At 73.4% G+C, this 11,330-nt stretch carries 11 protein-coding genes; 4 read left to right on the plus strand and 7 right to left on the minus strand.

The window, feature by feature from the left end:
- Positions 1 to 93: 93 nt before the first annotated feature.
- From DLJ53_RS32230 to cls, 3 genes are all read left to right on the plus strand, one after another.
- The gene (locus DLJ53_RS32230) at positions 94 to 552 is read left to right on the plus strand and encodes an RrF2 family transcriptional regulator (protein WP_162409773.1); all 459 of its coding nucleotides are present in this window, start codon (positions 94 to 96) and stop codon (positions 550 to 552) included.
- 154 nt (positions 553 to 706) lie between these two features.
- On the plus strand, positions 707 to 1,450 hold the full coding sequence (locus DLJ53_RS32235) for an endonuclease/exonuclease/phosphatase family protein (protein WP_111352435.1): 744 nt from the start codon (positions 707 to 709) through the stop codon (positions 1,448 to 1,450).
- On the plus strand, positions 1,447 to 2,877 hold the full coding sequence (gene cls, locus DLJ53_RS32240) for a cardiolipin synthase (protein WP_111352436.1): 1,431 nt from the start codon (positions 1,447 to 1,449) through the stop codon (positions 2,875 to 2,877). Before DLJ53_RS32235 ends, cls begins: the two co-directional genes overlap by 4 nt.
- Positions 2,878 to 2,962: 85 nt before the next feature.
- On the opposite strand, the gene DLJ53_RS32245 is transcribed toward cls, so the two are convergent.
- The 7 genes from DLJ53_RS32245 to DLJ53_RS32275 all read right to left on the minus strand — a co-directional run bounded on the left by DLJ53_RS32245 (position 2,963) and on the right by DLJ53_RS32275 (position 9,618).
- Positions 2,963 to 3,631, minus strand: coding sequence for a class I SAM-dependent methyltransferase (locus DLJ53_RS32245; protein WP_111352437.1), 669 nt, complete (start codon positions 3,629 to 3,631; stop codon positions 2,963 to 2,965).
- Complete coding sequence (locus tag DLJ53_RS32250) at positions 3,628 to 4,290, minus strand: WbqC family protein (protein ID WP_111352438.1); 663 nt, start codon at positions 4,288 to 4,290, stop codon at positions 3,628 to 3,630. Before DLJ53_RS32250 ends, DLJ53_RS32245 begins: the two co-directional genes overlap by 4 nt.
- 61 nt (positions 4,291 to 4,351) lie before the next feature.
- Entirely contained in the window at positions 4,352 to 5,257 is a 906-nt protein-coding gene (locus DLJ53_RS32255) for a hypothetical protein (protein WP_111352439.1), read from the minus strand.
- Entirely contained in the window at positions 5,254 to 6,249 is a 996-nt protein-coding gene (locus DLJ53_RS32260; protein WP_111352440.1) for a glycoside hydrolase family protein, read from the minus strand. The genes DLJ53_RS32255 and DLJ53_RS32260 overlap by 4 nt, the downstream gene beginning before the upstream one ends.
- A gap of 23 nt (positions 6,250 to 6,272) precedes the next feature.
- Complete coding sequence (locus DLJ53_RS32265) at positions 6,273 to 6,956, minus strand: acetyltransferase (RefSeq protein ID WP_111352441.1); 684 nt, start codon at positions 6,954 to 6,956, stop codon at positions 6,273 to 6,275.
- Positions 6,953 to 8,401, minus strand: a complete 1,449-nt coding sequence (locus DLJ53_RS32270; protein WP_111352442.1) for a glycosyltransferase family 61 protein — start codon at positions 8,399 to 8,401, stop codon at positions 6,953 to 6,955. Before DLJ53_RS32270 ends, DLJ53_RS32265 begins: the two co-directional genes overlap by 4 nt.
- Complete coding sequence (locus DLJ53_RS32275) at positions 8,398 to 9,618, minus strand: DegT/DnrJ/EryC1/StrS family aminotransferase (RefSeq protein WP_111352443.1); 1,221 nt, start codon at positions 9,616 to 9,618, stop codon at positions 8,398 to 8,400. Before DLJ53_RS32275 ends, DLJ53_RS32270 begins: the two co-directional genes overlap by 4 nt.
- 475 nt (positions 9,619 to 10,093) lie before the next feature.
- Here DLJ53_RS32275 and DLJ53_RS32280 point away from each other — a divergent pair, with 475 nt between their 5' ends.
- On the plus strand, positions 10,094 to 10,969 hold the full coding sequence (locus DLJ53_RS32280; RefSeq protein WP_111352444.1) for a PfkB family carbohydrate kinase: 876 nt from the start codon (positions 10,094 to 10,096) through the stop codon (positions 10,967 to 10,969).
- Positions 10,970 to 11,330 lie beyond the last annotated feature (361 nt).

An 11,330-nucleotide genomic window follows, 5' to 3' on the forward strand; every position in this document is an offset into this window, starting at 1 on the left:
AGTTGACTATTCGAGACAAGTGCCAAGCGCAAGGCGGTGGGCTGTGTATTGATCTGTATTGATTTGGACAAATTCTAAGGATAGATGCTGTCCATGCGGTTCACGGATCAGACACGCTACGCACTTCGTGTCCTCACTTATTGTGCGGAGAGGCACCCAAACCTTGTGCAGGTGAGCGCGATCGCGGCGGACACGCACCTCACCGAATACACCATCTACAAGCTCCTGAAGATCGCGACGAAGGAGGGAATCGTGGCCTCCACGCGCGGCCGCGGGGGCGGCATCCGCCTCGCCCGGGACCCGCACGAGATCACCGTCGGCTCGGTCATCCGCATGTTCGAGCCGCGCTTCCGCGAGTGCGCCCCGGCGAGCCTGATGCGGGCGCAGGACGCGCGCGCCAGCGACGCCGAGGTGCGTCTCGATAGCGCACTGGGAGCGGGCATCCGCGCCGTGCTCGACACCTACGACGCCATCACCCTCATCGACCTCGCCGGGGGCGAGGCCCATGCCGGCGGTGACCGCGACGCAAAGGAAACCGGCCCGTCCGCATAGGGGCCGCATAGGAGCCGCGCGGCCGCGTCCCGTGCCCCGCCCCGCCCCGGGGTCGCAACCCGGGGCCGCCGAGCCGCGTTCCCCACCCCTTCGCCGTGCTGGCACGGGCGCCCGGATGCGCCACATGTTTCCCGGTTCCGAAGGGAGAGGATGAATGCGCGTTCGGGTGGCCACCTACAATATCCGCAAGTGCGTCGGCCTCGACTGGCGGCGCAGCCCCGAGCGGGTGCTCGCCGTCATCGACGCGCTCGAGGCCGACATCGTCGTCCTGCAGGAGGCCGACAAGCGGTTCGGCAGGCGCCTCGCCGCCCTCTCCCACCTCCACCTGACCGACACCGACTGGAGCCCGGTCCCCCTCGCCCTCCACGACGGCGGCATCGGCTGGCACGGCAACGCCATCCTGGTGCGCGGCGGCGTCACCGTGGAGGAGGCGCACCGGGTCGAGCTGCCCACCCTGGAGCCGCGCGGCGCGGTCGTCGCGGACCTCGCCGTCGGCGGCGCGCCGCTGCGGGTGGTCGGGGCGCACCTGGGCCTGACCGGCGGCATGCGCGTGCGCCAGGCGCACCGGATCGTCGCCGCCCTCGAGGGCATGGCGCCGCGCCCGACGGTCATCATGGGCGACATGAACAACTGGCAGAAGAACACCGGCTGCATCGCCGTCTTCGCCGAGCGCTACCGCCTTGCGCCGCCGCAGCCGACGTTCCACGCCACCCGTCCGGTCGCCGCCCTCGACCGCCTCGCCTTCAGCGACGGCATCGACATCCTGGGGCAGGGCGTGGCGCGCGAGGGCGAGGCCCGGCGCGCCTCCGACCACCTGCCGCTGTGGGCCGACCTCGAGGTGAGGCCGGGCCACGCCCGCGCCGCCACCACCCCGGCCGCGACCGCGGAGATCGCATGAACCTCGTCTTCTGGAGCGGCATCGTCGCCGCCGCTCATGCCGTCGCGGTCGTCGCCGGCACGATCGCCGCCGTCCGCGCGGCGCAGCACGCCCACACCGCCCAGGGGGCGGTCGCCTGGGCGATCGCGCTCATCCTGCTCCCCTGGGTGGCGCTGCCGGCCTACCTCTTCATCGGCCCGCCCAAGCCGGGCGCCTTCGAGGACGACCAGGCGACGCTGCGCGCGAGCGCCTACGCCGGGCTCTTCTCCGGCGCCCTGCCGGACGCGGCGATCGCCCCGGTCTCGCCGACCTGGCAGGTGCTGGAGCGGTTCGCGCCGACGCCGATCCTCTATTCGGGCGCGCCCCGGCTCCTGGTCGACGGCGAGGCGGTGTTCCAGGCCGTCTTCGACCTGATCGCGAAGGCCGAGCGGCACATCGTCGTGCAGTTCTACATCTTCCGCGACGACGGGCTCGGCCGGCGCCTCCACGAGGCGCTCGTCGCCCGGGCCGGCGAGGGCCTCACCGTGCGCGTCCTCTACGACGGCATCGGCGCGCGCAGCGTCCCGGACGCCTACTGGGACGGCCTGCGCGAGGCGGGGGTCGACGTGAAGGACTTCCACCTCGTGCGGCGCCTGCCGAAGATGCTGCGCCTCAACTACCGCAATCACAGGAAGCTGGTGGCCGCGGACGGGCGCATCGCCATCGTCGGCGGCCCCAATGTCGGCGACGAGTATCTCGGCCTCGACCCCGCCTTCGGCGACTGGCGCGACACCGCGGTCGAGATCACCGGCCCGGCCGCGCAGGTCGCCCAGGCCGCCTTCGACGTCGACTGGCTGTGGGCGGGCGGCACGCAGGCCCCGACCAAGGACGAGGCCGTCCCCCTCCACGAGGGGACGACGCGCACGCCGGTCCTGCTGCTGCCGACGGGGCCGGCCGACCCGCTCCCGGCGTGCTCCCTCGCGCTGATGCACCTCATCACCGCGGCGAAGGAGCGGCTGTGGCTGACAACGCCCTACTTCGTGCCCGACCTCGACGTGCTGTCGGCGCTGAAGCTCGCCGCGCTGAAGGGGGTGGACGTGCGCGTCATGATCCCCGACCGGCCGGACCACACCATCGTCTGGCTGGCCGGCTTCGCCTACGCGGACGAGATCCTGCGGGCGGGGGTGAAGCTCTACCGCTACAAGGACGGCTTCATGCACCAGAAGGTCGTGCTGGTGGACGACACGGTCTCGGCGATCGGCACGGTGAACTTCGACAACCGGTCGCTGCACCTCAACTTCGAGAACACGGTGCTGATCTTCGAGCGGCGCTTCGCGGCCGAGACGGCGGCGATGCTGGAGGCGGACTTCGCCCGCAGCCATCTCGTCAACGACGAGGGCTACGCGGCGTTCTCGCCCGTGGTGCGCGCCCTCGCCCCGGCGACGCGCCTTCTCGCCCCCCTCCTCTGAGGCCGCGCGCCCCGGCCGGGCCGGCGGCGCGGCGCCCGCCCGCCGCCCCTTCGCGGGCCTCTCGCGGGGCCCGCCGGCGCGCCGCTCAGCGTTCGGCGGCGCCCTCGCGGAAGACGTAGGCGGTGTACTCGTAGAGGTCGTAGTCGTTGCGCAGGACGACGCGGCGGCCGGCGAGGCCGAAGAGGAAGGCGCACAGCCGGTCCTGCGGCACGTGGAAGAGGTCCTCGCGCGTCCAGTCGACGACGGCGGACATGACGTTGAAGGCCATGCCGCGGCGGGCGAAGGGCCACAGCCGCGCGAGGGTGGCGGTCATGAAGTCCCACATCGCGCCCTCGTCCACCTCCGCGCGCACCGTGAAGAGACCGTTGACGACGATGTAGTCGAACGGCTCGGGCAGGGCCGGGTCCGGGGCGGCGAGGAGGTCGCGCGTCAGGAAGGGGACGTCCGGGTGCTTGGCCCGGGCCTCGTCGAGGGCGGCCTCGGAGATGTCGACGCCGAGATAGCGTGCCGGCGCGCGGCCGGTCGCGGCGAGGTGGGTGAGGAGCGCGCCGGTGCCGCAGGCGACGTCGCAGAGGCTGGCCGCGGCGAGGCGGGGGCCGGCGATGTCCGCCATCACGTCGAAGCGCGTCCTCCGGTCGTCCTCGTTCGGCCAGCCGGCGCCCCGGGCGGTGTCGCCGTGGGTGGCGAGGGCGGCGTCGTAGTAGCGGGCGAGGGCGTCGGGGCTCGCCGCTGGCGGGCGTCGGGGCGGGGTCATGCGGGCTCCACGGTGACGGCGGCGGCGTCGGCGGCGAGGCGGTCCGGCGGCTCGCGCCACAGGCTCTGCAGCATCATGACGTTCGGGCCGTCGTAGGGGGCGAGGAATTCGAGGGTGAGGCCGTGGCCGGCGAAGAACCCGGCCGAATAGAGCCCGCGCCCGCCCGGCGCGTTGAGGTAGTGCGTCGCGCCGACCTGCCGCGCGATGGCGGCGATGCGGTCGGCCTGGCGCACGTCCTCGGGGACGGCGAAGCCGGAGGAGCGGACCATGGGGGTGGCGATGCCGAGGGTCCCGGCGACGGCGCGCATGTTGCGCTCGACGTAGTCGATCGGCCGGTCGAGGGGCGAGCGGAGGGCCTCCGCCACCGCCGGCGGCCCCTCCCCGGCGAGGCACGGGACGCCGGCGAGGCGCTCGGCGAAGGTGGCGCCGGCGCCGTCCGCGAAGGCGAGCCCGTCGATGCGGGTCTCGCGCGGCTGGTGGGCGAGCGGGAGGGTCAGCCAGCGGCGGCCGCCGGCGTGGTCCGGCACCTCGGTGCGGTGCACGCGGCCGCGGCGGGGGAACTGCACGCAGTCGAACAGGATGAAGAGGTCGACCGCCGCGATCAGGCGGAAGTAGCCCATGTAGGGATAGAAGTAGGGCTGCATGACCGCCACTCTCATCGCCCGCCCCCCGTCATCCCATGGTCCCCGGTTCCCCGCCCGGTTCCGGCCGGGCCGGCCGTCATCGCACGGACCTGTCCGCCGCGGCGAGGCGCTCGAACAGCACCGCGGCGGTGGCGACGGCGCCGGTCCCGGCGCGCGCGGCGAACTCGTCCTCGGTGAAGGCCTCGCGGGCGAACTCCTCGGCGAGGCGCCCCTCCTCGAGGCGGGTCAGCCAGTGCTTCCAGTGCGCCGCGGTCGCGGCGTGGACGCCGCCGATGGCGGTCAGGTGGGCGCGCACGTTCTCCATCTTGCGCTCGAACCGGGAGAGGCTGGTGAACGGCAGGTGGGCGATCAGGATGCCGGCCGCGCCCTCGGCCCGCAGGCGCGTCCCGTCCGGCCCGATGAGGTGGTGGGCGCCGACGTCGAAGCGGCGGGTGGAGCGGGGGCGGAAGAACGGCCGGGGCGAGATGCGGTGCTCGGACCAGCGCACGCCCGGCACCGGCAGGCCGTTCTTCATGGCGATGCGGCGCTCGGCGATCAGCGGCAGGCCGGCCGGGTCGGCGAGGCGGGCGAGCATCGTCTCCGCGGTCTCGTCCGTGCGGCGGGCGTAGTTGTAGCGCTGCAGGCTGAGGGGACCCTCGCCGGCGAGCTCGGGCGCGTCGTGGAGGTCGGCGACGGCGGCGACGACGAACTCGTCGGCGTCCGTGAGGAGGAGCCAGTCCGGCCGCGTGGCGGCGAGCACGGAGCGCATCGGCTCGGCCTCGAAGGAGAGGAAGTCGCCGGCCGGGTCGAGGGCGTCGATGAGGACCGTGTGGACGCGCCCGCCGGCGGCGTCCGCCAGCGACGCGGCGGCGGCGCGCATCTCGGCGGACGGCTCGACGGCGATGACGACGACCTCGTCGAACCCCGCCTCGAGGCGGTTCCGCACGGACGGGCCGATGACCTCGACGTCGTCCTTCACCGAGACGATGGAGACGAGCTTCATCGCGCGGTCGCCGGGCCGCCGACGAGCTCGGCGACGCCGAAGCCCAGCCGGCCGAAGCCGTTGCCGTTGTAGAGGACGAGGGTGCGCCCGCCGTCCTCGACGATCTGCGGGTAGGCCTGCATCTCCCCGTCCCAGTCGCCCGCCGCCGGGGGCGGGGAGAGCGCGAGGGCGCCCGGCCGGCGGGTGAAGCGGAGCCCGTCCGCGGAGGTGGCGGCGACGAGGCGGTAGCGCGCGGCGGCGTCCTCGCGGAAGCCCTCGCGCCCGCGCGCGGCGAAGAGCATGAGCCAGCCGCCGCCGGTGCGCCGGACGGCGGCGCGCACCAGGCCGCCTTCGTCGCCGCTCTCCAGCGGCACGCCGGCGTCCGGCACCACGGTCCAGGCGAGGCCGTCCGGCGAGGCCGCGTAGAGGAGGTCGTAGACCGGCTCCGGCTTGCCCTCGACGAGGGCCCACTCGGTGAAGCGGGAGAACCACATGCCCCAGGCGCAGCCCGGCACGGCGTCGGAGCGGAAGACCGTCGGCAGCGCCGCGCCGAGGGGGACGTGCGGCGAGGGCTCGATGAGCGGGCCGTCGCCGACGCGGGTGAAGCTGGCGCCGCCGTCGCGGCTCTCGGCGAGGCCGATCCCCGGCCGGTAGGGCACGTCCGCCCGCCGGCCGAGGCCCATGTAGTAGAGGAGGACGCGCTCCCCGTCCCGCACCGCGGTGCCGGGGCCGATGCCATGCTCGTCGAACGAGCCGGGGGCGCCGACGTCCAGCACCGGCCCGGCGCCGACGGCGCCGGCGCGCATGTCCTTCGGGTCGACGTCGGCAGCGAAGATGCGGCTGACGTTGTGGCGGTCGCGGCCGGCGAGGAAGACGCGCCACGTCCCGTCCCCGAGGGGGAGGACCGTGGGCGCCTGGGCGTGGCTCGCCCAGAGCGGATTGCCGGCGGGCGGCGCCAGGACGGGCCGGCCGGCGCTGCGGACGAGGGACCAGGAGGGCGGGGGAGCGGGCATCGGGATCGTCGGGCGCGGGCGGGTCAGAGGAGGTGGGCGATGCGCTTGCTGGGGAAGGGCTTGATGGGGGCCGCCTCGCCGGCGACGACGGAATCGTCCGGCAGGTTGGCCTTCACCACGGCCGCGTTGAGGACGACGCAGCGGTCGCCGATGGTGATGCCGTGGACGATCCCCGCCTGGCCGCCGAGGTAGCATTCCGCGCCGATCGAGGTGGAGCCGGCGATCCCGACCTGGGAGGCGATGAAGGTGTGGTCGCCGACGGAGACGTGGTGGCCGATGTGGTTGCCGCTCCAGATGATGACGTTGTTCCCGATCGAGGCGAACGGCTGGATGATGTTCGACTCCAGGATGATGCAGTGCTCGCCGATGCGGTCGGTGTTGATGTGGCAGTCGGGGTGGATGAAGGAGGCGAAGCTGTAGCCCCTGGCCTTGCCTTCCAGGTAGCGGTCGCGCCGCACGGTGTTGAGGCCCTTGTAGGTGAGCGGGCCGAGGAGGGAGACGGTGCCGGGGGCGTAGTGCGCCTCGATCTCCTCCCAGGGGACGGCGGGCTTGCCGTTGAAGGTGCCGGATTCGGGCAGGAACTTCGCGTCCACGGTGTAGGCGACGATGTTGAGGTCGCTGTAGCGCTCCAGGTAGACGGTGATGACGTCCGAGACCTGTCCCGTCCCGAAGAGGACGACGTCGGTGGTGCCGGTCGTGTCGGTCATGCGGGCATTTCCAGTTCGGATGTGAGGAGCTGGTCGAGGGCCGTCCCGTCGATCCGGTAGGTGGACTTGTCCTCGTAGACCTTGTCGACGGCGGCGAAGTCGCCGACGAGGGCGACGACGTGAAGGCCGATGTCGGCGAGCGGCTGGGCCCAGAGGGCCTGGAGGGGCATCGCCGGGTGGCTGAGGAGGCAGACCCGGGTGCCGGGGCGGCACATGGCGACGCCGTTGGTGGCCGAGCCGGTCTGGGCGACGATCCGGTCGGCCCGGCGGTAGAGCTGGAACTGCTCGACGAAGGAGAGCGCCTCGGGCCGGGTCTCGACGTAGCCGTGGCGGGCGAGGGTCGCGGCCGTCGCCTCGTGGTTGGTGATGGCCCGGTGGCGCTCGGCGTCGCGGGCGATGAAGAGGCGGCGCCCCTCCCCGCTCCCCTCCGCGGCCCTGCCGAGGCCGACCTTCGCCTCCAGCTCGTCGAAGGCGGCGCGCAGGATGTCGGCGATGGGCTTCGTCGGCATGACGAGGGCGTTGGCGTCGATGCCGACGTCGGTGGTGAGGATCTTCGGGCTGTAGAACCAGTTGGTGGCGACCCAGAGGCGGCCGGCCTCGACGCGCATGTTGCGCGGCACCTCGATGAGGGGGTGGTTCGCCGGCAGGAAGGCGGCGATCGACTGCTTGTGCTGGCGCGGCATGTTGGCGTCGATCAGGACCGGGATGCCGGCGATGCCGACGGTGGAGCGGATCGACAGGAACTTGAGGAACTCCTCGGCCATCCAGTGGCCGAAGGAGACGGTGTCGATGCCGAGCAGCGAGATCGCCTCGGGGATCGTCAGCGCGTTCATGCGGCGGCGGTCGTCCAGGGCGAAGACGGTCTCGCCGTCGCGGTGGAAGACGGCCGGGTCGAAGGCGCTGTCGACGGGCATCCGGTCGAGCTCGCCGTCCTGGACATCGAAGATGAAGGTGCCGTTCCGGAGGCGGATCGTCGAGGTCCGGGCGAAGGCGGCGGCGTTGCGGAAGGCGGCGACCTCGACCCGCCGGGTGGGACCCTCGATGACCCTGGCGGCGGAGGCGCCGAGGATCGGCGAGGGGTTCAGGACGACGTGCTCGCCCCCCTCGTGGAGGACGTGGACGGTCTCGGCGTGCCGCCTCGAGAGGGCGCTGAAGCTCTCGACGCGCTGCCGGCGCAGGGTGACGTTGGGGCCGAGCTCGAGGAGCGCCCGGTAGCGGGCGAAGGCCTCCTCGAGCGGGTAGGCGGCCTTGAGGGCGCGCTTGACCTGCAGGAGGTGCAGGAGCGGCACCGGCCGGCCCTCCCGGGCGGTGAGGCGGAGCTTATCGAGGAAGGCGCGTTCCGGGGCGGAGAGGTTCGTCTCGGCCTCGGCGGCGGAGATCTCGGGGATCGGGTCGGCGGCCGGGACGGCCCGGTTCGCGGCGGCGCTGTCGGTTGGCTGGTTCATCCGTATCTCGGTTGGAGGCGGGCGGTGGCGCCGGCCTCGCTCGTGTGGATGTCCTCGCCGTGGAGGGTGGCGAGGACGAAGGCGATGTCCTCGTCCGTCAGGTCGATGGCGGCGGGCAGGCCGAGGTGGCGCAGGGTGAGGCCTTCGGTGACGGGCAGCGGGTCGCGCGTGGCGTCGGCGAAGGCGGGCTGGCGGTGGAGGCCCATGCCGTACCAGCGCCGGGCGCCGATGCCGCGGGCGCCGAGGCGCTGCTCGGCGATGTAGCTGACGGCGGCGTTCTCGCTCTCGAGGAGGACATAAGCGGCGCTGATGGCGGGGGCGGTCACCACCCGCCCGACGCTGCCGAGATCGGCCTGGTAGGCGCGGGCGATGCGGGCGTAGGCGTCCTCGCGCCGGGTCCACTCGTCGAGGCAGGCGAGGCCCATGGCGGCGTGGTACTCGCTGAGCTTGCCGTTGAAGCCCTCGAAGAGGCACAGGCGCTGGTCGGTGACGCCGAAGCAGGAGATCTGCGCCACCTGGAAGAGGCGGCCCTCGTCGCGCCAGAGGACGGCGCCGCCCTCGATGGTGGAGAAGGACTTGGTGGCGTGGAAGGAGAGCGCGGCGGGGACGGTGGCCGAGATGAGGCCGGGGTCGCGCGCGAAGGCCTCGAAGGCGGGGGCGGCGTCGACGACGACGGGGACGCCGGTCGCGGCGTGCATCTTCTCCCAGGCGCGCATGTCGGGCGCGCGGCCGTAGGCGGCGACCGGCATGACGAGGCCGGCGCGGTCCAGCATCGGGTGGGCGGCGAGGGCCGCGGGGTCGAGCATCCAGGTGGCGGGGTCGACGTCGACGAAGTGGGGGCGGTAGCCGCAGCGGATCACCGAGAGGGCGGTGGCGACGAAGGTGTAGGAGGGGACGAGGGCGATCGGGCGCTCGGGGGTGGCCCGGCCGGCGGCGGCGAGGATGGCGGCCTCGATGGCGGCGCTGCCGGTGTTGGCGGTGACGACGACGGCGTGTCCGTCGCCGCCGCGGTCGGTGCCGTCCCGGGTCGTGAGGCCGGCATTCTCCCGGCCGCCGAGGAGCACGTTGAGCCGGCTCTCGAGGCGCTGCACGAGCTCGCCGCGGTTGGAGTACCAGCGGTTGGCGTCGACGCGGGCGAGATAGGGCATGAGGGTCTCGCCGGTGGGCAGGCGGGGGACCTGCACCTGGGCGAGGGAGGACCGCAGGTTCTGGCTCATGACGATACTCTCACCCGGTGCCGACCGATCGAACGTTTCCCCGCCGCGGCGGCGGGCCCTTGAGGCTCATCGTTAGGGGTGAACCTTGGCGGAAAGCTTAAGTCCTGGCGCGCCCCCGCACCAGCCGCTTCATGAGGATGGGGGCGCCGCCCGGCGCGGCAGGGCGCCCGCGGCGCCCCTCCTCCCTCCTCCCTCCTCCGGTCCCGCCCCGTCCCGCCTCACCCTGTCCCGCCCCGTCCTCCATCCCCCTCCATCCCCGCTCGCGCGGCCCCTCCATCCCCCTCCGCGCGGCGACGGCGGGGGGGGCCCCGGCCCATGGTCCCCGATGGAGCCCGGGGGCCCGCGGCGTTCCCGCGTCCACCCCGTCCGTGCCGTCCCGAAGGTATGCTAATCGCCGGTCGGTGGGCCCCGTCCCGGGGACCCGGAGGGAGGCGAGGATGGATGACGGCGGCGCGAGCCTGCGGCGGGGGACGGCATGACCGTCTGGTGTCTGGGCTCGATCAACCTCGACCGGTTCTACCGGGTGCCGCACATCCCGGCGCCGGGCGAGACGCTGGCGGCGCGGGAGCTGACGACGGGGATCGGCGGCAAGGGGGCCAACATGTCGGTGGCGGCGGCGCGGGCGGGGGCGCGGGTGGCGCTCATCGGCGCGGTGGGAGCCGACGGGGCGTGGGCGCGCGACCGCCTCGCCGCATGGGGCGTCGACACGCGCTTCGTGGCGACGGCGGCCGGGCCGACGGGCCACGCGATCATCGCCGTCGCCGACGACGGCGAGAACACGATCATCATCCACCCCGGCGCCAACCACCGACTGGAGGCGGGGCCGCTGCAGGCGGCCTTCGCCGAGGCGCGGCCGGGCGAGTGGTGCCTCATCCAGAACGAGACGGTGCTGCAGGCCGAGGGCGCGCGGCGGGCGCGGGCGGCGGGCCTCAGGGTGGCGTACGCCGCCGCGCCGTTCACGGCGGAGGCGGCGGTCGAGATGGCGCCGCTCGCCGACCTCCTGATCCTCAACCGGGTGGAGATGGACCAGCTCCAGGCGGCGACCGGGCGCGGGCCGGACGCCCAGGGCGTGGCGACGGTGGTGGTGACGGAGGGGGCGGACGGCGCGACGGGATACGACGCGGCGCACCCCGGGGGCCTGCACGTCGCGGCGGTCCCGGTCGAGGCGGTGGACACGACCGGGGCGGGCGACACCTTCACCGGCTACCTGCTGGCCGGGCTGGAGCGCGGGATGGGGCTCGGCGCCGCGATGGGGTGGGCGGCGAAGGCGGGGGCGCTGATGGTGACCCGTCACGGGACCGCGGACGTGATCCCGAACTTTTCTGAGATCGACGCGAATTTTGGTGCTTGACCCCTCATCCTGGCCCCCGTATAGACCCGCCCACCGCAGCGGCGGCGCGGCCTTCGGGCCCACCACCACGGCGGTCCGGCCACGGAAACGGCCCTGAAAAAAGGGTGTTGACACGGCCGGGGCGGATCACTAGATACCGCCTCCACCGACGGGGCGGCGCACTTCGAAAGCGCCGCGACTTCCCGCCGGTGTCTCACTGGAAAGCTTAGGCCGGATGGCCCGAGAGATCGGGACAGGGGCTTCTTTCCGCTGAATTCAGGAAGACATGGTCTTCCACGGTGCCGCTGGGTACCGGGCTCTTTGACAAGTGAATGCGAAGAAAGAGAAACGTGGGCGGCGTTGTCCCTGCGGATCTCACACC

The organism is Acuticoccus sediminis, from assembly GCF_003258595.1.
Classification (GTDB): Bacteria; Pseudomonadota; Alphaproteobacteria; order Rhizobiales; family Amorphaceae; genus Acuticoccus; species Acuticoccus sediminis.